Source organism: Mesorhizobium sp. M8A.F.Ca.ET.202.01.1.1 (assembly GCF_004791595.1).
Classification (GTDB): Bacteria; Pseudomonadota; Alphaproteobacteria; order Rhizobiales; family Rhizobiaceae; genus Mesorhizobium.
Genome location: NZ_SRUN01000005.1, coordinates 120129 through 141554 on the forward strand (window position 1 = coordinate 120129; position 21426 = coordinate 141554).

A 21426-nucleotide genomic window follows, 5' to 3' on the forward strand; every position below is an offset into this window, starting at 1 on the left:
CCCGACAGTCATGCCCGTGGCACCAGAACGAGGGCACCCGTCGTGCGACGATCCTCCAGATCGCGATGCGCGCGAGCGGCATCGGCAAGATCGTAGTGCGTCGGCATCTCGACCCTGATCACACCCTGGCGCAGCGCCTGAAAAAACCTGGTGACATGGGTGCCGAGCTTTTCCGACGTGTCGGTGTAGTGGGCATAGTTGGGGCGTGAAACGGTGATCGATTTCGAGGCGAAGCGGCCGATGTCCCAATTGCCTACCGGCCCCGAAGCCTGGCCGAAGCTGACGAGATGGCCGCGCACGGCAAGCGCCGCCAGCGAGCCGGCAAACGTGTCGTTGCCGACCGCGTCGTAGGCGACATTCGCGCCCCTGCCACCAGTCAGCCGCATGACCGCCTCGGCAAAGTTGTCGCGGGAATAGACGATTACATGGTGGGCGCCGAGCCGCTCGACGATGCGCGCCTTGTCGTCGCTCGACACGGTGGCGATGACTGTCGCGCCGAGATGGCGCGCCCACTGTACCAGCAACTGGCCAATGCCGCCTGCCGCCGCATGGATGAGCACGATGTCCCCCGTCTTCACGGCATGAACATCGTGCAGCAGGAAACTCGCGGCGACCCCCTTGAGCAGGCCGGCAGCCGCGGTCTCGTCCGAAATATCGTCGGAAAGACGAACCAGCAGTTCGGGCGCCATGTTGCGCCGCTCGCTGTAGGCGCCGACCGGCGGACAGGCATAGGCGACCCGGTCGCCGATTGAGAAACCCGATACCGCCGGACCAACCGCCTCGATGACGCCGGCGGCTTCCATGCCCGGGACGCCAGGTGGTTGCAGCAGGTCGAAGAACCCGGTGCGGCAGTAGACGTCGATGAAATTGACACCGATCACCGTGTGACGGATCCGCACCTCGTCCGGCGCGGGCAGAGGCAAGGCGAAGTCCCTGAGTTGCAACTCCTCCGGTCCGCCATAGCGCTCGACGACGATCGCGTGGGTCGTTTCGGCATGGCTCGCGGCAGCCCTTGAGGTGACGAGCGGCGCGCTTGCGGATGAGGCCGGCGGGACGATCGCTGGCGATGATCGCGCCTCCAACGGCGCGCCGGCGTTTCGCCGCAGAAGAGCGCGCACGGCGGCGAAGCCGGCCTGATAAATGCCTTCGGTGACCAGCTTGACCAGCTCGTCGCGGCGATGCGCTGGCGGGTTGAACTCGGAGCGCCATTCCCAGAAGGTGGCGTCGCCGTCGGTCACCGGCTTCAGCCGCAGCGAGGCGACATAGCCCATCAGCGGCAGCGGCGCTTCGAGCAGGCAGTAACTCAGCCGCCGGTCCTTGTCGGACAGCGCCAGCAATTGCTCGCGCAATTCGCCGCCGTCGTTCAGCCTGAAATGGCGCACCGAGCCGACGGCATCGACCGGCTCGCTGCCTTCGATCTCGCTGAAGGCGATCGCCGGGTGCCAGCGATCATGGCCGTTGAAATCGCGCAGGATCGCCCAGACCTCGTCGATCGGTGCATCGATGATCGTGCTCTGGCAAACCCTGACCATCGGCCGGCGTCAGCGCCCGAACCGGTGCTTTAACGCGGTGAACGCGGTCTGGAACACGCCATTGCCGATCTGTTGCATGAGTGCCGCCTCGCGATCGTCAGCGCAGTCGAACTCCGCCTGCCATTCGGCGAGCGTCAGATTGCCGTCGGTGATCGGCGTCAACGATAGCGTGGCGACATAGTTCTCCACCGCCATCGGGCTTTCCAGAATCGCATAGCTGCAGGACAGGTCGTAATCCGACAGCGCCAGCAGCCTTTCACGGATGCGACCGCCGTCCTTGAGCGTGAAATTCCTGATGCAGCCGATCTGGTCGGCCTGCGCATTCTGTTCGATGCGGCTTTCGGCGACGAACGGCGCCCAGCCTGCCAGACCGTTGAAATTGCGCACGATCTTCCAGACCTCCGCCGCCGGTGCGGGAATGACCGAAGAGACATAGACCTTGGTCATGCTTGCTGGCCGAGAGTGGAACGATGGAGGCCGAGCTTGGGTGTGCCCTCCCTGTTGATGTCAGCGCCGACCCTCATTGTCCTGCCGGACATTTCTCCCCGTATAGTGACGGGGAGAAAGAGGCTGGCCGCTACCTCGGCGCCCACCTTGCAACGCTGGCTGCTGGCGAAACCGTCGATGACGGCGCCCCTCTCCCCGTCACTATACGGGGAGAGGATGCCGGCAGGCAGGTGAGGGGCAGCGCAGATGTTCACCTCAATGATCGCGGTCGTCATCGTCGTCCTTGGCGCCCTTGCCCTTGCCCTTCTTGTCGCGGGTCAGGCTGGAAATGTCCTTGGCGTCGCGCAGCACGTCGGTCATGCGGCCGAGCGAGCCGCCCTCGATGCCGATCTCCTTCATCAGATTGTCGATCATCGGCGCCTGCACCCGATAACGCAGCGCGGAGTCGATGACCTCGTCGGTGACGTTGCGGTTACCGCCCTGCCCGCCATTGATGCCATCGACATGCAGGATCTTGATGCCGTCGATCTTCTCCATCGGCTTGACGCTTTCGCGGATGATGCCTTCCATGTGGTCGAGCAGCTTGCCGCGCAGGCGGCCGGCGCGTGCCTCGCTGGACAACAGGTTCTCGGCCTCATTGAGCTGGCGGTTGCCGGCGGCGTCGACTTCGTAACGCTGTGCCGCGGCAAGGGCATGGATCTTCTCCGCTTCGGCCGATGCCAGCGCCGCGATCTTCTGCGCTTCCGCCAGACTCTTGGCCGCCTTCATCTCGGCGTCGGCAGCGGATGTGACTCGCAGCGCCTCGCGCTCGGCCTCGCGCTGCGCGCCGATCAGGTCGGTCAGCTTGCGGCGCTCGGCGATTTCACGTTCGCGGGCAGTGAAGGCCTGTTCCTCGGCCTGGATGGCCTTGGCGCGCACGGCTTCGGACGCCGCGATCGCGGAAGAACGCTCCTGCGTCTTCTTGGCGATGTCGATCGCCTTCTGGATTTCGGCGATTTCGATCTTCTGGTCGCGGTCGACGCCAAGCTGGCGGATGTCGCGTTCCTTGATCAGCCGCGCTTCCTCGATGCCGCGCTCGGTGGTGATGCGGGCCCGTTCGACCTCCTCTCCGGCCGAAATCTCGGCCTCCTCGAAGGCCTGCCGCTTGGCGATCTGAAGCGCTTCGAGATGCCGCTCCCTGGCGATCCGCACTTCATCAACCGCACGCTCCTGCGCGATGCGTGCGGTCTCGGTCGCCTGGTTCTCGGAAATTTCGGCGCGGCGCTTCTCAGCTTCCGCCTTCGTCACCTCGAGCGCCTTTTCGGCGAGTGCGATCTGCCGCTCCAGTTCGGCCACCTCGAGCAATTTCTTGCGCTGGATTTCGAGTTCACGCTGCGCGCCTTCGCGTTCGATGCGGGCTTTCTCCAGCGACAATTCGAGTGCGATCTGCTCGCGCTCGGTCAGTTCGCGCATCTTCATCTCGGTCTCGTCGAGCGAGCGGCGGCGGGCGATCTCACGGCGCTGCGTCTCTTCCTCGCTGTTGATGCGCTCCTGCGTGATGTTGCGCTCCTGATTGAGGCGCGATTTCTCGACCGCCTCGCGCGAGGAAAGCTGCGCCTGTTCGGACTCCTGGTCGCGCAATGCGCGCTCTATGGCGAGTTCGGAACGCTGCGCGGCGCGGCGGATCTCGACCTCGCGCTCCTGTTCGAGGCGCGCATATTCGGTGTCGCGGTCAATCTCCAGCACTTTGCGCTGGGTGTCGAGGTTCTGGTTGCGGATATCGACCAGCGTGCGTTGCTCGATCTCGTTGCGCATGCGGCGCCGGGTCTCGATCGATTCGGTCAGTTGCGTCAGGCCCTCGGCGTCGAAGGCGTTGGACGGGTCGAAATATTCAAGACTGGTCTGGTCGAGATCGACGATGGCGACGCTTTCGAGCTCGAGCCCGTTGGCGGCGAGCGACTCCTCCGCCAACCGGCGCACCTTGGCGGCGTAGTCGCCGCGCAGTTCATGCATTTCTTCCAGCGTCATCTGGGCGGCGACGGTGCGCAGCGCGCCGGCGAATTTGCCTTCCAGCAATTCGCGCAGGCTGTCGGGCTGCAGCGTGCGGCGGCCGAGCGTCTGCGCGGCGGCGGCCACCAGTTCGCGATGCGCGCCGACGCGGACGAAGAACTCAGCGATCAGGTCGACGCGCATGCGGTTGCGGGTGATCAGCGCCAGCGCGTCCTCGCGGCGCACCTCGATGCGCAGCACGTTCATGTTGACCGGGGTGATCTCATGCAGCACCGGAATGACGAAAGCGCCGCCATTCACCACCACCTTCTCGCCCATGAAGCCGGTGCGCACGAACGCCGTCTCCTTGGTCGAGCGGCGATAGAGCCAGCGCAAGATGTAGACGGCGATCACGACGACGATCGCCGCAATGATCAGCCACAACAGGAAAGCGCCAAAGGTCTGCGCGTCCATGATCTATCCTCCCCAAGACAATGCGGTCGGCGCGAGGCGACCGGCAGTATTTTCAAACATCCACCCGTCGGGCGGCGAAGTCCAATTCTTCATGCCCGCCTCTGCAGCTTCGGCGTGATGGCGTGGAACGCTGAGATCACCGCGTCGACAAAGGCCGGGTCATTGATGTTGGCCGGCACCCGCTCGACGTTGCGCTGCGGCGTCTGGCGAACGGTCCTCTCGATCGCTTCGAACAAAGCGTTGTCAGCCTCGGGATCATGAAAGGGCTGGCTGGGCGCACCGAGCATGGAAACGCCGCCCTCGGGCAGCAGGAACCGCACCGGGCCGTTCATGGCGTTGAGCCGCGCGCCGATCCATTCGCCGAAGGCGCGGTTCTCGTCACGCGTCGTGCGCATCAGTGTGACGTTGGGATTGTGGATGACGAATTTGCGGCTGCGGAATTTGTCCGGCACGCTGTCGCGCGGGCCGAAATTGACCATGTCGAGCGCGCCGGCCGAGCCGACATAGGGCAGTCCGGTGCGGATCGCCGCGCCAAAGCGATCCTGCGTCGCCGGGAAGACGCCCCCGACAATCATGTCGGCCACTTCGGTCGTGGTGAGATCGATGAAGGCTGACAGCAGCCGGGAATCGCCGAGGTTTTCCATCGCCCGCCCGCCTATGCCGGTGGCGTGGAAGACGAGGCAGTCATAGTCGGCTTCGAGTCGTCTGGTCACCGCCTGCACGGCAGGCGTGGTGACGCCGAACATGGTGATGCCGACCGCCGGCCGCGCCAGCTTGCGCTTGGCTTCCCAGGCCTCGGCATCGGGCAGTTGCGCGACCATGCCGGCCATGGCGTGCGCGGCATTGGAGAGCACCTGTTCGGTAATCGAGTTCAGCCCCTGCACATCGGCCACGGAATGGAACATCATGATGTCGGCGCCGCCGACATATTTGGCGACATCGCCGGCCGCCACCGTCGACACCATCAGCTTGGGAATGCCGACGGGCAGCACGCGCATGCCTGCGGTGGCCAGCGTTGTGCCGCCGGAGCCGCCGGCGGAAATCACGCCGCCGATGCGCGGCTCGCGCTCGATCCAGCGTGCGAAGGCGTCCGCCATGGCGCTGACCGAACCGCCGCGGTCATTGGTGAAGACGGCGGAGGATCCGCGCACATGCATGCCGGCGACCTGCATGGCCGGAACGTCGGCGCTGGTCGGTTTTCCCGAGGTCGACAGGTCGACCGTACGCGCCGGCAGGCCCAGCGCCTTCAGCCGGTCGGCCATGAAGCGCAATTCCTTGCCCTTGGTATCGAAGGTGCCGACAACCAGCACGGTCCTGCCGATGCGCTCGGCAAAGGGGATGGCGAAGATTTTTTTCGGATCGTCCTGCGGGGCGGTTTTGTCGACCGCCGCCTGGCGCAATTCGGTGACCGGGACGTTCCAGCGGTTGGGCAGTTCGACGACCGGTCGGTAGACGCCGTCTTGAGGCATCGGCTCGCCCGATGCGGTGCCGGTACGGTCGACGCGATAGACTTTCGCCAGTTGCTCCCTGGCCTGCGCGGCTTCGGCCAGCGTGACGGGCGCTTCCTCGGCGTGGCGGCCGACGCCAAGCAGCCGCTGCTGCAGTTCGCGGTCGGCGGCCAGCGCCTTGGCGTCCATCAGCCGGTTGATGCGGCCGTTGACCATGATGGCGACCTGGTTCGACACCGAGGTCGCCACGCCGATGTTCTGCTCGATGACCAGCACCGCCATCTCGCCCTCGGCGGCGAGATCGACCAGCATTTTTTCGACCTGGTCAACGATGACCGGCGCCAGCCCTTCGGTCGGCTCGTCCATCACCAACAGCTTGGGATCGCTGAGCAGCGCACGCGAAATCGCCAGCATCTGCTGCTCGCCGCCCGAAAGCTGCGAGCCGCCATTTGTCCGGCGTTCGGCCAGACGCGGAAAGGTCTGGTAGACCCGTTCGACCGTCCAGGAGGCGTCGCGCCTGTTGCCGGCCGCGAGGCGCAGATGCTCGTCGACCGTCAGGCTCGGCCAGACGCGGCGGCCTTGCGGCACATAGCCGACGCCGAGACGGTGAATCTCGTGCGGCTCAAGCGAGGTGATTTCGCGGCCGTCGAGGCGGATCGAGCCGGACTTCGCGCGCTTCAGGCCGACAATGGTGTTGCAGAGCGTCGACTTGCCCATGCCGTTGCGGCCGACCACCGACAGCACGCCGCTTTCCAGCGTCAGCGAAACGCCCTGCAAGGCATGGCTTTCGCCATAAAAGACCTGGAGGTCTTCTATGCGCAGCATTGCCTTGGCGGTCTTCCCGGCACGCTCAGCCATGCTTGCCCCCGAGATAGATCTCCTGGACTTCCGGGTCGGCTTCGATCTCCTGCGGCGTGCCTTCCTTGAACAGGCGGCCATTGTGCATCATCGAGACATATTCCGAGACGCGCAGCGCGACGTCGAGATCGTGCTCGATGATGATGTAGCCGATATGCCTGGGCAGTGCGTTGAGGATGGCGACGAGGTCGCGGCGCTCGGTTGGCGACAGGCCAGCCGCCGGCTCGTCGAAGAGGATGAAGCGCGGCGCACCAGCCAGCGCCAGGGCGATCTCCAGCTGGCGCTGCTGGCCATGGCTCAGCGTCGCCACCAGCGTGTCGCGATAGGTTTCCAGATGCACGGCGTTGAGGATCGATTCCGCCTGCACCATGTTGACGTCCGACGCGGCCGGCCGCAGCAGCGAGAAGCGCCGCCTCGAGACGCCGCGACAGGCAAGGAAGATGGAATCGAGAACCGACAGGCCCTTGAACAATTGCGATATCTGATAGGTGCGCCGCAGGCCGCGCCGGATGCGCTCATGCGGCGGCAGGTCGGTGATGTCCTCGCCGAAGAAGCGTATGCGCCCTGACGTCGGCATGAAGTCGCCGGTCACGGCGTTGAACAGCGTGGTCTTGCCGGCGCCGTTGGAGCCGAGGACCGCGCGCCGTTCTCCGGCCGCGATCCTCATGGTGATGCCCGAGAGCGCCACCAGCGCCCCGAAATGCCGCGCCACGCCATCGAGCTCCAGCGCATAGGCACCGGTGCTCTGGAGGCGGTTTGCTGCGAGGCTTTCGGTCACTGGCGGCTGCATTCGATATTGGCTGTTACGGGCAGCTCGGATTGTCGCGGTTGACCGCGCCGAGCTTCATGAACTCGTCTTCGGGAATGCCGAGCGTCTGGTTGACCTGCGGCACGACCTTGACCAGCTTGTTGAGGAGATTGCCGTCGGCACCTTCGGTGACCTCGGTCAGGAAGATGTCGGCGATGGCGTTGCGGTTCTTGTCGAGCGACACCTTGCCGGTCGGCGTGTCGAAGGAGAGCTTCGACAGCGCGTCGCGCAGCTTCTTGCCGCCGTCGGAGACATCGCCGCCGACCTGGTCGAGGCCGAGCAATGTCGCCTTCATGTCGACATAATAGCCATGGGCGAAGAGCGAGGGCGACGGAAAGGCGCCAGGCTGCTTCTTGTAGGCCTCGACGAACGCCTTCCACGCCGGCGCGTCATTGGTGTCGGCGGTCGGTCCGGCCGATGGCGTGCCCTTGAGCACGTCCTTCAGCTTGCCCTTCGAAGTCAGCACCGTCTGATCGACGGTGATCGAACCGCCGATCAGCGGCGCGGTGCCGCCGCCCTGCTGGTACTGGGTCAGGAAGTTGACGGCGTCGGCGCCGCCGAGCGCGACATAGATCGCATCGACGTCCTCGGGAATGGCTGCGATGACCGACGAAAAATCCTTGTTGCCGATCGGCACCCACGACTTCGACGGCACATGGCCGCCGGCCTTGCAGAACTCGGCCATGAAGCCGAACACCTGCGTGTAGGGGAAGGAATAGTCCTCGGCGACGGTGGCGACCTTCTTGTAGCCCTTGTCCTTGAAGGCATAGGTGCCAAGGCCGGCCATCCACTGCGCGCCGTCGGTGGAGAAACGGAAGAAGTTTTCCGCCGGATTGCGCAAAGTGGTGTCCTGCGCGGCCGACGTACCGTTTATGAAGGTCACGTTCGGCTGCGTCTTGGCGTAGTCCTTGACGGCGATGCCTTCGTCGCCCGAAAGCGGGCCGACCAGGACCTTGACGCCGTCCTGCTCGACCAGCTTGCGCGCCGCGCGCACCGCGCTGTCGGGCGAGGCGTCGGACGAGCCCTTGACGATCTCGATCTTCTTGCCGGCGACCATGCCCTTCATCTCTTCGACCGCGGTCATGGCGCCGCGTTCGCCGTCCTCGCCAAGCACCGTGAACGGCCCCTCGAAGGTGGCGAGCAGGCCGATCTTGACGGTGTCGTCGGCGGCCAGCGCCATCGACGGCGCGGTCAGCCCGGTGAACACCGCGAGCGCCAGTAAGGTACGTCTATGCATCCTCATGTTTTTTCCTCCCGTTGATTTCGTTTTGCAGTGGTTCATTCCATCCCGGTCGCTAGGCGCCGGAACGCAAGGACTCCTGGGCAAGATGTGGCTTGATCCTCCCCCACAACCCAAGAATTCCGTCCGGTGAGACGAAGACGATCACCAGGAACACAAGGCCGATCAGCGTGTTGAACCGCTCAGCGCCGACGATGTCGATGGCGAAGGTCTGCATCAGGACGACGACGAGCGCGCCGAGGAACGGCCCGATCGGATGGCGCAGGCCGCCGATGACGGCGATGATCAGCACATCGATCGCGGCATCAACGCCGATAGTGCCGGGCGAGACGCGGCCGTTGAACCAGACCAGCAGCACGCCCGCCAGACCGGCAATGACGCCGGAGAGCAGCCAGGCGAAGACCTTGTGCGCGGTGACATGGTAGCCAAGCGCGCGCATGCGGCGCGGATTGTCGCGGATCGCCTGCAAGGTCATGCCGAAGGTCGAGCGTGATCCGTAGAGCACCGCCGCGTAGCACAGCGCCGCCAGGCCGAGGCAAAGGTAATAGAAGGGCCTGGCGTCGCGCCAGCCGATGCCCCAGAAGGCCGGCGCGCGGATGCCGGCATAGCCGGAATGGCCGTTGAAGATGGCGTAGTTCTGCTGGGCGAAATAGTAGGTCGCGGTGGCGATCGCCAGCGTGATCATGATCGTGTAGATGCCCTCGGTGCGCACCGAGATCCAGCCGATCAGCGCCGATGCCAGCGCCGCCGCGAGCACGGCGAATGGCACCGCCAACCACCACGGCCAGCCGAAACCGAGGATATTGGAATTGTTGTTGCCGAGGATGGCGATGGCATAGGCCGATATGCCGGCAACGGTGATCTGCGCCAGGCTGACCATGCCGCCATAGCCGGCGAGCAGCATCAGCGACAGGCCGAGCATGCCGAAGATCAGCGAATAGCCGCCGATCTGCGTCAGAAAGAAATCGGACGCGACCAATGGATAAAGTACCAGTGCGACGGCAAGGATGATGTTGCCGGCGCCAAGCTTCTCCAGCCAGTCCCGCTGTGTGGTGGTGCTGTCGGTGGCGATGGCGAGGCTCATCTTGCCTTCCCCATGATGCCTTGCGGCCTGACCGCCAGCGTCACCACCATGATGACGAAGGTGAGCACGATGCCATAGGTCGGGAAATAAACGAGGCCGATCTGTTCGGCCAGCCCGATCAGCAGCGCGCCGATGGCCGCGCCAGTGATCGAGCCCATGCCGCCCACGATGACCACGACCAGCGATGCCAGGAGGTAGCGCACGTCCTCGCCGGGCGCGACCGACAGTGCCGACCCTCCGACGACGCCGGCAAAACCGGCAAGACCTGCGCCAACCGCGAAGACGATGGCGAACACCGCGTGCACGTTGACGCCGGAGGCCTGCAGCATGGCGCGGTCGTCGACGCCGGCGCGGATCATCATGCCGACGCGGGTCTTGTGCAGCATCAGCCAGAGGCCGACGCCGATGACGATCGCCGCCGCCAGCACGACGACGCGGTAGAGCGGATAGGTGAGGAAGACCGAGGCGCCGTTGGAACGCACCGCCGTGATGACAGGCAAGGTCAAGGCGCCGTCGAGCCATTCCGGCGTCGTGATCTGGTAAGTGCCGCCGGCCCACACCGCCAGCATCAGGTCGGCGGCGACGATCGAAATGCCGATCGACACCAGGGTCTGCCGCAGGTCGTCGCCTTCGAGGCGACGGAAGACGAAGACCTGCATGACGACGCCGACGATGGCCAGCACCGCGAAGCCGGCGGCGACGCCGAGCAGCCAGTAGCCGGTGCGGTTGGTGACCTCGTAGCCGATATAGGCGCCGAGCAGATAGAGCGAGCCATGTGCCAGATTGACGTTGCGCATCAGGCCGAAGATCAGAGTGAAGCCCGAGGCGACGAGGAAATAGAGGCCGGCAAGCGTAATGCCGTTGAGGATGGCGCTGACGAAAGCCTTCTTCGAGATCAGGATGGCGTTCAGCCAATCAGGCCAGACGGCAAAGACCAGCCATGCGATGACAGCGGCGGCGAGCAGGCCAACAAGGCCCCACGCTTGCCCGCGTGTCATGCCATCGCCCGGGGACAGCTCGGACGACGAGGATGGCTGGTCGAGCAGGCTCATGCCGTCAGCCGCCGGCGCTGCTCGTTCATGCGCGGCGCCTTGTGAAACTTGCCGTCCTTCATGATGGCGAGGATGCGGTTCTTGTCCTGCAGGATGCGCACATCCGAGATCGGATCGCCGTCGATGAGCAGGATATCGGCGAGGTAGCCTTCCTTGATCAGACCGAGCTCGTCGCCCATGTTCATGATCTGGCCGCCATATTTGGTGCCGGCCTGGATCGCTTCCATCGGCGAGAAGCCGAGCATCTCGACGAAGGTCTGAATGTCCTTGGCGTTGGTGCCTTGCGGCGTCCAGGCAAAGCCGTAGTCGCCGCCGATGCACACACGAATGCCGCGCCGATGCATCTTCTTCATCGTGTCGACGCACATTTCGAGTTCGCGCTCATATTCGAGCGAGAGCGGCGAGCCGGGCTTGATGCCCCATTGCTCGGCATGGCGAGCGGTGTTGATCAGCCAGGCAATGCCGGGCGCGACGAAGTGCTTGTCCTTGACCGCCTCGAGCATGTCGAGCGCCTCCTCGTCGGCGAAGGAGGCGTGATAGATGTTCTGGATGCCGTGGCGCACGCACTGCTTGACCGAGCCGGACGAGCGCGCATGTGCCGACAGGACCTTGTTGCGACAGCGGGCTTCCGAGGCGGCCATGGCGACCTCCTCCTCCGACATCGGCGTCTCCTCGGCGCCCATGCCGGTGATGCTCTCGCCGGACAAATTGAGCTTGATGGAATCGACGCCGTATTTGATCAGCTGGCGGACGGTGCGGCGGATTTCCTCGGGGCCGGAGACGACGAGGCCGAGGTTCAGCCCCTCATGCGGAATGTGCGATGGCGCTGAATCGCCGAGACCGCCGACGGTGGTGATCTCGGGACCCGCCGCGAGATAGCGCGGTCCGGGGAAACGGCCCTGGTTGATGAATTTCTTGGCCACGACATCGAGGCGCGGCTTGGCAGCGGCAGCGCCCCGGCCGGCGGTGAAGCCGGCGTCGAGCACCAGCTTGGCCATCTCCATGGTGACCAGCATGTGTTCCTCGACCTCCATCATCTGGATGGGATCGATGCCGGGCGCGTTGTTCCAGGACAGGTGCAGATGCGCGTCGATCATGCCGGGCATAAGCGTCGCGCCCATGCCGTCGATGATAGTTGCTCCCCCCGCCGCACCACCGCTGTAGGAGGACGACGAGGACGAGCCGAAGCGCGACGAACCCTTGGTGATCTGCTTGATGCGGTTGCCCTGCACCAGCACCTCGCCGGTGTAGGGATATTCACCAGTTGCGTCGAGCACGCGCACATTGGTGAACAGCGTGCTGCCCGAGCCGTTGCCGTTCCAGCTGTCGTCTGCCATCACAAGCCTCCCAACTTGCCGAGCGCATAAGTTTACGCCCGATCGGAATTCCTCACCTATCAACCCGTCTCAAAAAATCAGCGAGCTTTTGGGTGCTTTCGCGCGGGCTCTCGACCGTTGCCCAATGTCCGCACCGATCCAGCGATGAGAATACGGCGCCCTTGATTCTATCGGCAAGCGCCTGGGCGACGCCGGGCGGATTGACCGTGTCGGCATCGCCGGTGACCAGCAGTGTCGGCGCCGAGATCCGGCGCACATCGACGGCGGTCGCCTTGGCCAGCACCTCGCAGGTGCGGGCATAGGATTCGGGATCCTGCCTCGTGATCGATTCCCGCACGAAGGCGACTGCCGCCGGCGAGGTTTCCCTGCTGTGTGCCGAGATCGCGTTGGCGACGATCTGGTCGGCTATGTCGGCCATGCCGCCCGAGCGCGCCAGTTGCGCCCGCTTGCCGAGCCCTTGCCGTGTCGCTTCGGTCGGCTCGGCCAAGGCCCCAAACAGGGCGAGCGACCTAACCAGCGAAGGCTGCGCCGCCGCGATCTGCTGACAGACGATGGTGCCCATCGAATGGCCGACGAAATGGGCTGACGTGACCCCCATGCCGGCCAAGGCGCGGATCACCGCCTCGCTCATGCCTTCGATGGTCAGCGGCTCGATCGGACGCGGCGAACGGCCGGAGCCCGGCAAATCGAGCCGGATGACGCGATAGGCGGACAATGCCGCCATCTGCGGCTGGAACATGTTCGAGGTGCCGCCAAGGCCGTGGATCATCGCCACGGCAGCCCCCTCGCCGACAGTTTCGGCAACGACCTGGCCAACCGTCACCGTCGTCATTGAGCATGCTCCGCGAAGCGGTTTTCCAGCGTGCCGATGCCGTCGATTTCGATGCGCACAACGTCGCCAGCCTTCAGGTATTTCGGTGGATCGAAGCCGATGCCGACGCCGACCGGCGTGCCGGTGGCGATGATGTCGCCGGACTTCAGCGTGATGCCCTGCGACAGGGTGGCGATGATGGTGGGAATATCGAAGATCAGCAGCGATATCCTGGAATCCTGGCGCAGATCCTCGTTGACGAAACACCTTATTCCGGCGGTCGCCAGGTCGAGTTCGTCCCTGGTCACCGCCCAGGGGCCCATCGGGCAGAACGTGTCCTGCGACTTGCCGATCAGCCACTGGCTGTACTTGCCCTGCAGGTCGCGCGCGGTGACGTCATTGACGATGGTGTAGCCCCAGACGTGATCGAGCGCGTTCTCCCTGGAAATGCCGCGTCCACCTTTGCCGATGATGACGGCGAGTTCCGCCTCGTAGTCGATAGCCGTCGAGACGGAGGGATCGATCAGCACGCTGGCATGGTTGGCGACCACCGATTCCGGCACTTTGGAAAAGATGATCGGGTGCTTCGGGATCGCGCCGGCGCCGGCACTGGAATCAAAGCCCGAGCGGGCGAACTCATGCGCGTGCTCGTGATAGTTCTTGCCAACACAGAAAATGTTGCGGCGCGGCTGGGGGATCGGCGCCTCGATCTCGACCTGCGCAAGCGGGATCGGCGACAAGGTACGCGGGATGCCGGCGCCGTTGCGCTCGACCAGCGCCAAGATGCCGGACCTGGCCTGGTCGACCGAAAAATCGAAAGGCGCGATAGTCTGGGCATCGAGGTCGACAAGACCGACGCGACGTTCGCCTGATATCGAAAAAGTCGCGACCCGCATCCAGTTCCTCCCTGAACCAATATTGAGCCAATTTTTTGCTCTTTCGCTACACGCTATCGCCGATTGGTTTAGGCCGCAAGTGGAATCTCGGCTGAGCGCACCAAAAGTATCCGACCGCGATATGCCAGTTTCAGCGGAAACGCTCCGGTGCTGCGTAATGGACGGCGGTGCAAGAAGCTGATATGCGTGGTTCAGTATCGGATCAGATAAAAGTTGCCAGACATGCCGAAGCTCGTCGCCAACGATATCGCCACCGTCCTGAAAAAACGCATCTCCTCGGGCGAGTGGATCGAGAATGGCCGCATGCCGCCGGAGCGCGATCTGGCGAGTGAGTTCGGCGTCGCGCGCAACACGGTGCGGCGCGCCGTTTCCTTCCTCGAGGAGGACGGCACGGTGGTGCGCCATGTCGGGCGCGGAACTTTCCTGACCGCCACCAATCCGGCCTCGATGGCGGCGGTTGTCGGCCGGATGGAAGGCACCAGCCCTGCCGATATGATGGAGATCCGGCAGTTGCTGGAACCGGCGGCGGCATCGTTCGCCGCCACCAATGCCAGCGCCATGGAACTCAACGCGGTGCGCGAGGCGCACAAGATCGCCTGCGAAGCGCAGGACATGCCGACCTTCGAACACTGGGACGCGGAGTTCCACCACCGCATCTTCGCCTGCTCGCGCAACGAATTCCTCAAGGAGATCCACAATCTGATGCGCATCCTGCGCAATCAGGCACCGTGGTTCGAAATGAAGAAGCGCTCCTTTTCCGAGGAGCGCCGCGGCATCTATTGCAGCGAACACCAGACGGTTCTCGACGCGCTGCTGCGCCGCGATCCGGAGAGCGCCAGCCAGGCCATGCTGGCGCATCTGAAAACCGTCGAGCGCAATCTTTTGGGGCGGTGATCGCGCCGGGAAGGCGCGGCAGCGCCTCCCCCGCCCCTAGTATCACTCGCCGCGCATCGTTGCCTGGAAAGTCGGCAGGTGCTTCTTCTGCGCTTCCAGCATGCGTTCGCGGTAGACACCGTAGATGACGTCGGTGTCGTGCAGCGTGACGCCCGCGATCGTCGGCGAGGCAAAGACCGGCAGTTCGATGCCGCGCTTGGCGAGCTGCTCGGCGGTGCGGGCAATCAGCTCATGCGCCAGGATCATGGCGAGCACCGTCGACGAACCGGACACCGGACGACTCCAGCCCTCGACCGGCACGATGGCGTCCTCGATCGGCGAGCAGGTGTCGATGACGAGATCGGCCGCATCCGCCAGCCGCTTGCCGGAGGAATGCGTGGCAGGCTTGTCGAGATTGTTCTTGCTGGTCACCGCGACGACGAAGATGCCGCGTTTTTTCGCGTAGAGCGCGGTGTCGATGCCCGACGAATTGCGGCCGCTATGGCCGAAGATGATGATGGAATCGCCCTTGTTGAGCGGCTGGTGATCGAGGAACTTCTCGGCGTATTTCTCGGTCCGCTCCAGCCACAGAAGCTCGCGCACGCCGCCGGCGCCGAGCACGTTGTGCCACATCACGCGCGGGTCGGTCAGCGGATTGAAGCCGACATAGCTGCCGTAGCGCGGGAACACTTCCTGCACCGGCAGCACCGAATGGCCCGATCCGTAGAGATGGACCAGACCGCCGCCTTCAAGCGAATCGGCGAAGCGGGTGGAGGCCTCGCCGAAGGCCTCTTCGTTGGTTTTCGCTGCCTTGTCGATGAGAGCGGCGAGACGGTGGATGTAGAGATCGGACACGTGGGTACTCCTGTTTAAGTGTCTGCTTGGGAGGGTGGATCAGCTTCGCGGGTTCGAAGGGACGCGCCCGGCGCGCAGTGTCGAGCGGATTTCGTAGCGGTCGCCGCGCATGATGGAGACGGTGAATTCGAAAGGCCCGCGCTCGTCGGTGGTGATGCGTTCGACGATGAAGGCGGGGCTGCCGGCGGGCAGGTCGAGCAGCTCGGCGTCCGCCGCGCCAATGGCACCGACGCGGTAGTTTTCCCGCGCGGCCACCGGCACGATGCCGTAGTGACGCTCGAGCGCTTCGTAGAGCGAGCCTTGCAGCAGGCCGGCGTCGAGGAACCCCGGCACGCGCGCCGCCGAAAGCTGCGCCGTCTGGATGCCGATCGGCTCGTTGTTGCCCAACCTGAGACGCCGGATGCGCACCACCGGATCGCCTTCCTCGATCTCCAGCGCGCCGGCCGCCGCAGCATTGGCCGTCGTCAGGCTGCAATCGAGCAGGCGCGAGCCGGCGACCACGCCCATATTGCCCATTTCCTGGGTGAAGCTGGTCAGCTCGCGCGTGCCGGCCACCAGCGTGGTCGAGCGCACGAAGGTGCCGCGGCCATGCTCGCGCCGCAGCAGCCCGCCTTCCTCCAGATTGCGCAGAGCATGGCGCAAGGTGATGCGGCTGACGCCAAACAGAGCGCACAGCCGGTCTTCCGCCGGGATCTGGTCGCCGGTCGCCCATTCGCCGCTCTTGACGATGGCGCGGATAGCCTCCTCGACCTGATACCAGAGCGGCTCCGGGCGTCTGCGGTCCGGCTGCTGAAAGCTCGCTTCGCTCATCGCACCTGTCTCCACTCTTTCCCGGCGCGACCAGCCAGCGCCGCGCCGACAAGACCGGCACCCGGACCGAACCGGCCGGGCCGGACATCGATGCCACGCAGATGCGCCGGCAACTGACGCCGCAGCGCGGCAAGCAGCGGCGGCCGCATCACCTCCAGCGCCTCGGCCAGTCCCCCCGAAATCAAAACCGCCTGCGGATCGAGAAGCGCCACGGCCCCGGCCAGCGCCGTGCCGAGCCGCCGCGCCGGCACTTCCAGCAAGGTCTGCGCTGCGAGTTCGCCTGCCTGAGCGGCGGCGATCAGTTGGCGGCCATCGGTGAGGCCGATCTGGCCGGCAAGCGCATCGAGCGCCCGGCCCGAGGCGACGCGCTCCAGCCAGCCGCTGCGCTCCTCGCCATGATCCTTGATGTCGGCGCAAGCCCAGCCGAACGAGCAGGCGCCGCCATGCGCGCCGGCAACGATGCGGCCGTTGGCCAGCACCGCCGAGCCGATGCCGGTGCCAATGGCGAGCAGGATCGCATCCGACATGCCTTTTGCCGCACCCTCGACGGCTTCCGCCAGCAGCGCGATCTGCGCGTCGTTGCCGAGCGCCACGGGCAGGCCTGGAAACAGGGCCTGGACGTCGACGCCGTCGAGAAACGGCAGGTTCGGGATCCAGCGGCAGACGACACCTTCGACGAGCCCGGGCACCGCGATGCCGAGCGCCTCGACCGCCCCGGCTCCAGCGCGCAGCGCCTGGGTGCGGGCGACGAACGCATCAAGGCTTGCCGGAGCCGGCTCGCGGCTCGGCATGTCCAGCGCGCCGACATCGCCGGTGAAGACGGCGGCGCGCAGATTGGTGCCGCCGAGATCGATGGCCAGAACCCGCGTCATCGGCCGGGCCCCTTGCCGAACGGCGGCGCGAACAGGCCGCTGCCGGCATTCCACGAATGCGACGCCGCCGCGAAGGCTTGTGCGTAACGCGTACCGCGCAGGCAGCCGCGCAACCGGTAGAGCGCGCTGTAGTAATCGACATAGGGAAAGCTGCTCAGGCCCCGCGCCAACTCGTACTCCTTGACCGCCTCGCTCCAGGCCTCGAAGCCGTCGCTGACATCGACGAGATGTTCGGGCCGAAAACCGTCATCATCCTCCCAGTTCTCGCCGAACAGGAGCAGTTGCGGCGTGTGCGCCGGGTTGTCGCTGGCTACCGTCGGCAGGGCGGCGTAGAAGATGCCGGTTTGCGTCAGATGCGCGGCGGCGCGATGGTCCTTGTGCCAGCTGCCGTGCCAATGAGTGATGACGATCTCGGGTTTGAGTTCGCGAATGATGTCGCATACCTCGAGCGCCGTCTCGTCGTCCGACGGTAGGAAGGCGTCGCGCAGGCCGAGGCTGCGCACCTTGACACCAAGCCGCTCGGCGGCCCTGCCCGCTTCCTCTTCCTTCTGCACGCAATAATGCGCGGGGATGAGGCAGGGATGCCCCTGCTCGCCCATGGTCAGGTGCAGGAAGGTCACCGAAGCGCCGCGTTTAACGGCGGCGGCGGCCAGCGGCCCAGCGATCACCTCGGCATCGAAGGCGTGCGCGCCGACGACCAGGATGGAGCTTGCGGCGTAGATCCTGTCTTCGATCATTTCATGCCTCCCCCGGCGCCGACACCTTCGCGAATCTGGCGGGCGAGCAGACAATACATGATCAGGATGGGCGCCATGGAGATCGCCAGCGAGGCGAAGACCAGGCCCCAGTCGGTGCGGAACTGGCCGACGAAGACGCTGATCGCCAGCGGCACGGTCTTGTAGCGGTCGTCGAAGATGAAGATCAGCGGGAAGAAGAAGTCGTTCCACACGGCGATCGCCGTGAAGATGGCGACGATCGACACCGCCGGCTTCACCATCGGCAGGATAATCTGGAACAGGATGCGGGCCTCGCCGGCGCCATCCATGCGCGCCGCCTCGTCGAGTTCGGAGGGCAACACGCGCATGAAGTTGGCGAAGATGAAGACGGCGAAGGGAATGCGGATCGCCGAATAGACGAGGATCAGCCCGGTCAGCGAATCGAGCAGGCCGAGATTGCGCATCAAGGTAAACAGTTCGACCGAGGCCAGCCTGATCGGCAGCATGATGCCCGACAGGAACAGGCCGAGCATGATGGCGTTCCAGCCGAGCCGGTAGCGGCTGAGCGGATAGGCGGCCATCGCCGAGACGACGATGGTGAGAATGACCGCGCCGCCGGTGACGATCAGGCTGTTGATGAAATTGTGGCCGAGATCGGCGCGCGTCCACGCCCGGACGAAATTGTCGAAGGCCCAGCTTTGCGGCAGGCCGAGCCGATTGTCATAGATCTCGGCGGTCGTCTTGAAGCAGGAGACGACGAGGATGTAGAGCGGCAGCAGAACCGCGGCCGCCCAGAAGACCAGCACCGTCCAGCCGGGCAGCCGCGCCAGTCTCGGCGAGAAGGTCCTGTGCGGGATCGCCAGCGCGCTCATAGCTGCACCGTGCGGCGATCGAAGAAGCGCAGCATCAGAAGCGTGCCGATGCTGAGGATCAGGAACAGTACGGTGCCCAAGGCCAGCGCCAGCCCGATATCCGTGATGCCGACAGCGCCCTCGGCGCCAAAGGCCAGCCGGTAGAAATAGGTCACCAGCGTGTCGGTCGCGTAGCTCGGATTGCCCTGCACGCCCTGCATGACATAGACGATGTCGAACTGGTTGAAGGTGTTGATAAACGACAGCGTCGTCAGCGTGCCGAGCGCCGGCATCAAAAGCGGCAGCGCGATCGAAAACAGCATGCGTGCATTGCCGGCGCCGTCGAGCTTGGCCGCCTCGAAGATCTGGCCGGAAATCTGCCGCAGGCCGGCCGTGTAGATCAGCACCGGCAAGCCCATCCAGTTCCAGGCGTCGACGACGATCAGCATTCCGAGCGCCGTGTGGCTGTTGCCGAGCACGGTGAGGCTGCCCTCATGCAGGCCAAGCCCGTTCAGCGCCCATTCGACGACGCCGCCGGGCGCCAGGAGCAGCCGCCACAGCGCACCGACGATGACCGGGCTCAGCACCGCCGGAAAGAAAAACACCGACTGGAAGAAGGCCGCGCCCCTGTCGCGCAGGAACAGCAGCCAGGCGAACAAAAGACCGATGCCGTTCTGGAAGACCATGATGCCGAAGAACCAGGCGGTGTTGTGCCAGAGCGCGCCGTAGAGCCGCTCGCCGCTCGGGAAGACGAACAGCCGCGAGAAATTCGACAAACCGGCAAACTCGACCATGCGCAGCCCCTTCCAGATGAAGAAGCTGCCCCACAGCGACATCGCCAGGGGATAGAGGACGAAGAGCGCATAGACGGCCAGCGCCGGCAGGATGAAAAGCACGGCCATGCGCTGCTGCGTGCGTTTCAGGCTGCTTGTGCGGTGAAGGTTGGCCATACGTTCTGTCCGGCGAGAGGCCGGCCGCGATGCGACCGGCCCGGCTCCTCACTGCTTCGGCTTGAACCAGGTGGCGACGGCGGCCTGAATATCGGCGGCCAGCTTCTCGGGTGCGATGTTGCCTTCGACCATGTCGATGATCTCCGATTGCAAGACCGAGGAGGCCGTCGGCGACTGCCAGCGAAAGCCGACCAGCGTCAGATAGGGTGTCGAGTTCTTCGACATTTCCATCATCTGCGCCAGTACAGGGTCCTTCACCGTCACATCAGCGCGGGCCGGCGGCCAGCCGAGCTCGTCGGCGAACAGCTGGGCGAATTCGGCCGAGGCCATGAAGCCCAGCACCTTGGTGGCGTCCTCCTTGTTCTGACTCTCGGAGACAAGACCATAGGAGCCGTCCGAGAAGGCCGAGGTATAGAGCTTTGCCCCGGCTTCGTCGGCTGGGAATGGGAAGATGGAGAACTTCAGCTTCGGGTTCTGCGCCTTGAAACTGCCGTTCTCAAAGGACCCGCCGAGGAACATCGCCGCCTTGCCGCCGATGAACTGCTGCGTGGCCGTGGTGTAGTCGATGCCGGCGAAGCCGTCGGGGAAATAGGGCTTCAGCTCGGCGAAGCGCTTCAGTGCCGCGACATAGCGGGGGTCCTCGAAGGTCGCCTTGCCGGTCATCATCTCGTCGTAGAAATCAGGACCGTAGACGGTCGGGCCGATGACGCCGACGCCGATCTCCAGTTCCCAGGCGGAGCCATTGGCGCCGCCGGTGGCGATCGGGGTGATGCCGGCCGCCTTCAGCTTCTCGCAGGCGGCGACGAAATCCTTGTAGGTCTTGGGGATCTCGATGCCTTGCGCGGCAAAGATATCCTGGTTGTAGAACACCCCCATCATCGGCACCGAATAAGGCACGCCGTAGACCTTGCCGTCGGTGCGGCCGCGCGCGCCGCCAAGGGCTGCGTCCGGCATGTTCTTCAATTCCGGCACGCTGTCGTCGAGCACGTCGAGATAGCCGGCATCGACGAAGGGCTGCAACTCGCCATAGGCCTTAAGCTGGGCGATATCAGGCCCGCGGCCGCCGCGCAGCGCCGTGCTCAGCCGGTTCTGGTAGTCGGCATCCGGGGTGAACTGGATGTTGACCTTGATGCCGGGGTTCTTGGCCTCGAAGGCGTCGAAGATGCGGCGCATCGCCGCCTCGTCCTCGGTGCGCCAGCTCCACAATGTCACCGTGCTGTCGGCCCTGGCCGGCAGAGTCGTGAAGATGCCCGCGCAGGCGGCGGCAAGGCCGCCGATCAGCCCTAGCGCGGCGCGCCGGTGAATTGAAAGCATGCTCATTGCCAGTTCTCCCGTTTTTCTCTGTCCTTGGCGTCCCGCGACACTTCGATGCCGCGCGAGAGTCATTCGCTCGGCCTAAGTCATTATAACGACATAGCGTTGTTCGCAAGAGGTGTCATTTTCCCTCAGAACGGCATCGTCGAATGATCTGATTCAATAAATTCTATTAACTTATTGTTTTTCAATAACTAAATATCTCACTGTGGTGGCCATGGAAAGATGGC

General features: G+C 64.8%; 19 protein-coding genes. 1 reads left to right on the forward strand and 18 read right to left on the reverse strand.

Features of this window, described 5'->3' with window-relative positions:
* Window positions 1-8: 8 nt before the first annotated feature.
* The 11 genes from EN845_RS13575 to EN845_RS13630 form a co-directional block, all read right to left on the reverse strand.
* The gene (locus EN845_RS13575) at window positions 9-1532 is read right to left on the reverse strand and encodes a zinc-binding dehydrogenase (protein ID WP_127870587.1); all 1524 of its coding nucleotides are present in this window, start codon (window positions 1530-1532) and stop codon (window positions 9-11) included.
* A gap of 9 nt (window positions 1533-1541) precedes the next feature.
* Window positions 1542-1979 carry an SRPBCC family protein gene (locus EN845_RS13580; protein ID WP_127275949.1) on the reverse strand — a complete coding sequence of 146 codons (438 nt, stop codon included), beginning with the start codon at window positions 1977-1979 and terminating at the stop codon, window positions 1542-1544.
* A gap of 255 nt (window positions 1980-2234) precedes the next feature.
* Entirely contained in the window at window positions 2235-4421 is a 2187-nt protein-coding gene (locus EN845_RS13590) for a flotillin family protein (RefSeq protein WP_127870586.1), read from the reverse strand.
* 89 nt (window positions 4422-4510) lie between these two features.
* The gene (locus EN845_RS13595; protein WP_127277811.1) at window positions 4511-6727 is read right to left on the reverse strand and encodes an ABC transporter permease; all 2217 of its coding nucleotides are present in this window, start codon (window positions 6725-6727) and stop codon (window positions 4511-4513) included.
* Complete coding sequence (locus EN845_RS13600; protein WP_245511735.1) at window positions 6720-7505, reverse strand: ABC transporter ATP-binding protein; 786 nt, start codon at window positions 7503-7505, stop codon at window positions 6720-6722. The genes EN845_RS13595 and EN845_RS13600 overlap by 8 nt, the downstream gene beginning before the upstream one ends.
* A gap of 25 nt (window positions 7506-7530) precedes the next feature.
* Complete coding sequence (locus EN845_RS13605; RefSeq protein WP_245511736.1) at window positions 7531-8772, reverse strand: ABC transporter substrate-binding protein; 1242 nt, start codon at window positions 8770-8772, stop codon at window positions 7531-7533.
* 58 nt (window positions 8773-8830) lie between these two features.
* Complete coding sequence (locus tag EN845_RS13610; RefSeq protein WP_127870583.1) at window positions 8831-9859, reverse strand: branched-chain amino acid ABC transporter permease; 1029 nt, start codon at window positions 9857-9859, stop codon at window positions 8831-8833.
* Complete coding sequence (locus EN845_RS13615) at window positions 9856-10857, reverse strand: branched-chain amino acid ABC transporter permease (protein ID WP_167531366.1); 1002 nt, start codon at window positions 10855-10857, stop codon at window positions 9856-9858. The genes EN845_RS13610 and EN845_RS13615 overlap by 4 nt, the downstream gene beginning before the upstream one ends.
* A 50-nt stretch (window positions 10858-10907) precedes the next feature.
* Window positions 10908-12248, reverse strand: coding sequence for an amidohydrolase family protein (locus EN845_RS13620; RefSeq protein ID WP_127277806.1), 1341 nt, complete (start codon window positions 12246-12248; stop codon window positions 10908-10910).
* A 52-nt stretch (window positions 12249-12300) separates the two neighbouring features.
* Window positions 12301-13080, reverse strand: coding sequence for an alpha/beta fold hydrolase (locus EN845_RS13625; protein WP_127870581.1), 780 nt, complete (start codon window positions 13078-13080; stop codon window positions 12301-12303).
* Window positions 13077-13955 carry a fumarylacetoacetate hydrolase family protein gene (locus EN845_RS13630; RefSeq protein ID WP_127870580.1) on the reverse strand — a complete coding sequence of 293 codons (879 nt, stop codon included), beginning with the start codon at window positions 13953-13955 and terminating at the stop codon, window positions 13077-13079. Before EN845_RS13630 ends, EN845_RS13625 begins: the two co-directional genes overlap by 4 nt.
* Window positions 13956-14177: 222 nt before the next feature.
* On the opposite strand from EN845_RS13630, the gene EN845_RS13635 reads away from it, so the two are divergent.
* Entirely contained in the window at window positions 14178-14849 is a 672-nt protein-coding gene (locus EN845_RS13635) for an FCD domain-containing protein (protein WP_127277803.1), read from the forward strand.
* Window positions 14850-14891: 42 nt separating this feature from the next.
* Here the strand turns inward: EN845_RS13635 and EN845_RS13640 are convergent, their stop codons facing one another.
* Genes EN845_RS13640 through EN845_RS13670 form a run of 7 tightly spaced genes read right to left on the reverse strand, consistent with a single transcriptional unit; the run spans window position 14892 to window position 21202 of the window.
* Window positions 14892-15683 carry an SIS domain-containing protein gene (locus tag EN845_RS13640; protein ID WP_127870579.1) on the reverse strand — a complete coding sequence of 264 codons (792 nt, stop codon included), beginning with the start codon at window positions 15681-15683 and terminating at the stop codon, window positions 14892-14894.
* 39 nt (window positions 15684-15722) lie between these two features.
* The gene (locus EN845_RS13645; RefSeq protein ID WP_127870578.1) at window positions 15723-16493 is read right to left on the reverse strand and encodes a GntR family transcriptional regulator; all 771 of its coding nucleotides are present in this window, start codon (window positions 16491-16493) and stop codon (window positions 15723-15725) included.
* Window positions 16490-17365, reverse strand: coding sequence for an ROK family protein (locus EN845_RS13650; RefSeq protein ID WP_127870577.1), 876 nt, complete (start codon window positions 17363-17365; stop codon window positions 16490-16492). Before EN845_RS13650 ends, EN845_RS13645 begins: the two co-directional genes overlap by 4 nt.
* On the reverse strand, window positions 17362-18102 hold the full coding sequence (locus EN845_RS13655) for a PIG-L family deacetylase (RefSeq protein ID WP_127277766.1): 741 nt from the start codon (window positions 18100-18102) through the stop codon (window positions 17362-17364). The genes EN845_RS13650 and EN845_RS13655 overlap by 4 nt, the downstream gene beginning before the upstream one ends.
* Entirely contained in the window at window positions 18099-18953 is an 855-nt protein-coding gene (locus EN845_RS13660; RefSeq protein WP_127870576.1) for a carbohydrate ABC transporter permease, read from the reverse strand. The genes EN845_RS13655 and EN845_RS13660 overlap by 4 nt, the downstream gene beginning before the upstream one ends.
* The gene (locus tag EN845_RS13665) at window positions 18950-19882 is read right to left on the reverse strand and encodes a sugar ABC transporter permease (protein ID WP_127870575.1); all 933 of its coding nucleotides are present in this window, start codon (window positions 19880-19882) and stop codon (window positions 18950-18952) included. Before EN845_RS13665 ends, EN845_RS13660 begins: the two co-directional genes overlap by 4 nt.
* A gap of 48 nt (window positions 19883-19930) precedes the next feature.
* Window positions 19931-21202 (reverse strand): extracellular solute-binding protein, encoded by a 1272-nt coding sequence (locus EN845_RS13670; protein ID WP_127870574.1) that lies wholly within the window; start codon window positions 21200-21202, stop codon window positions 19931-19933.
* Window positions 21203-21426: the final 224 nt, after the last annotated feature.

Bases quoted from the DNA above. Each gene is read 5' to 3' on its own strand.
- EN845_RS13665 (WP_127870575.1), bottom strand. From the start codon at position 19,882: ATGGCCAACCTTCACCGCACAAGCAGCCTGAAACGCACGCAGCAGCGC.
- EN845_RS13660 (WP_127870576.1), bottom strand. From the start codon at position 18,953: ATGAGCGCGCTGGCGATCCCGCACAGGACCTTCTCGCCGAGACTGGCG.
- EN845_RS13590 (WP_127870586.1), bottom strand. From the start codon at position 4,421: ATGGACGCGCAGACCTTTGGCGCTTTCCTGTTGTGGCTGATCATTGCG.
- EN845_RS13670 (WP_127870574.1), bottom strand. From the start codon at position 21,202: ATGAGCATGCTTTCAATTCACCGGCGCGCCGCGCTAGGGCTGATCGGC.
- EN845_RS13615 (WP_167531366.1), bottom strand. From the start codon at position 10,857: ATGACACGCGGGCAAGCGTGGGGCCTTGTTGGCCTGCTCGCCGCCGCT.
- EN845_RS13655 (WP_127277766.1), bottom strand. From the start codon at position 18,102: ATGATCGAAGACAGGATCTACGCCGCAAGCTCCATCCTGGTCGTCGGC.
- EN845_RS13575 (WP_127870587.1), bottom strand. From the start codon at position 1,532: ATGGTCAGGGTTTGCCAGAGCACGATCATCGATGCACCGATCGACGAG.
- EN845_RS13610 (WP_127870583.1), bottom strand. From the start codon at position 9,859: ATGAGCCTCGCCATCGCCACCGACAGCACCACCACACAGCGGGACTGG.
- EN845_RS13630 (WP_127870580.1), bottom strand. From the start codon at position 13,955: ATGCGGGTCGCGACTTTTTCGATATCAGGCGAACGTCGCGTCGGTCTT.
- EN845_RS13620 (WP_127277806.1), bottom strand. From the start codon at position 12,248: ATGGCAGACGACAGCTGGAACGGCAACGGCTCGGGCAGCACGCTGTTC.
- EN845_RS13635 (WP_127277803.1), top strand. From the start codon at position 14,178: ATGCCGAAGCTCGTCGCCAACGATATCGCCACCGTCCTGAAAAAACGC.
- EN845_RS13595 (WP_127277811.1), bottom strand. From the start codon at position 6,727: ATGGCTGAGCGTGCCGGGAAGACCGCCAAGGCAATGCTGCGCATAGAA.
- EN845_RS13625 (WP_127870581.1), bottom strand. From the start codon at position 13,080: ATGACGACGGTGACGGTTGGCCAGGTCGTTGCCGAAACTGTCGGCGAG.
- EN845_RS13605 (WP_245511736.1), bottom strand. From the start codon at position 8,772: ATGCATAGACGTACCTTACTGGCGCTCGCGGTGTTCACCGGGCTGACC.
- EN845_RS13580 (WP_127275949.1), bottom strand. From the start codon at position 1,979: ATGACCAAGGTCTATGTCTCTTCGGTCATTCCCGCACCGGCGGCGGAG.
- EN845_RS13645 (WP_127870578.1), bottom strand. From the start codon at position 16,493: ATGAGCGAAGCGAGCTTTCAGCAGCCGGACCGCAGACGCCCGGAGCCG.
- EN845_RS13650 (WP_127870577.1), bottom strand. From the start codon at position 17,365: ATGACGCGGGTTCTGGCCATCGATCTCGGCGGCACCAATCTGCGCGCC.